The 476-nt window shown below is 52.5% G+C and carries 1 protein-coding gene; it reads right to left on the bottom strand.

All coding sequences use genetic code 11. From position 1 onward, the window contains the following. Window positions 1-476 (bottom strand): hypothetical protein (locus tag AAEY98_RS22155; protein ID WP_351019707.1); only part of this gene is annotated, 476 nt, incomplete at both ends.

Below are 476 nucleotides of genomic sequence, written 5' to 3'. Positions count from 1 at the left end.
ACGAGATCCGCACCGGCTTGGGTTAATACCACTTCGCCGTTGACTAACGCATAGTAACCGTCGTCATTGCTGCCTGGAGTAAAGTCAACCGTCAGTAAATCACCGTCTTCATCAAAGGTGGTGTAGGTTGCTGCCACATCGCCATCGATGGCGCTGTTTTCAGTAAAGTCATTGGCGACCACATCAATGGTAGGCGCATCGTTGGTCGGAGTGATCACCGGAGTGTCACTGTCTTGGCCCGTTAAGCTGCCATCAGAAACGGTTAAATCAACCGGCGGCAGCGTGCCGCCGTTGTTAACCAAGTCAGCACCCGCTTGGGTTAATACCACTTCGCCGTTCACCAACGCGTAGTAACCGTCGTCATTGCTGCCTGGAGTGAAGTCAACCGTCAGTAAATCACCGTCTTCATCAAAGGTGGTGTAGGTTGCTGCCACATCGCCATCAACGGCGCTGTTTTCAGTAAAGTCATTGGCGAC

Origin of the sequence: Shewanella sp. AC91-MNA-CIBAN-0169 (genome assembly GCF_040310165.1) — a bacterium.
Classification (GTDB): Bacteria; Pseudomonadota; Gammaproteobacteria; order Enterobacterales; family Shewanellaceae; genus Shewanella.
Note: the sequence above shows the minus strand (reverse complement) of the source record. Positions and strands in the feature narration are given on the sequence as shown.